Origin of the sequence: Herbaspirillum sp. LeCh32-8 (assembly GCF_017814915.1) — a bacterium.
GTDB lineage: Bacteria > Pseudomonadota > Gammaproteobacteria > Burkholderiales > Burkholderiaceae_D > Herbaspirillum.
The window spans coordinates 1-207 of record NZ_JAGIPZ010000042.1 but is presented as its reverse complement, the minus strand read 5'-3'; the positions used below and the strand labels follow the sequence as shown (position 1 = coordinate 207).

General features: G+C 56.0%; 2 tRNA genes. Both read left to right on the top strand.

The features are described from left to right. Nucleotides 1–76, top strand: a tRNA-Glu gene (locus J8I26_RS22600). A gap of 55 nt (nucleotides 77–131) precedes the next feature. Beyond that, nucleotides 132–207, top strand: a tRNA-Glu gene (locus tag J8I26_RS22595).

Below are 207 nucleotides of genomic sequence, written 5' to 3'. Positions count from 1 at the left end.
GTCCCTATCGTCTAGAGGCCTAGGACATCACCCTTTCACGGTGAGTACCGGGGTTCGAATCCCCGTGGGGACGCCAGATTTTATATCGGCGTTGTAGTGTGGTTTGAAGCAACGCAGGTAGAGCAGTGTATGTCCCTATCGTCTAGAGGCCTAGGACATCACCCTTTCACGGTGAGTACCGGGGTTCGAATCCCCGTGGGGACGCCA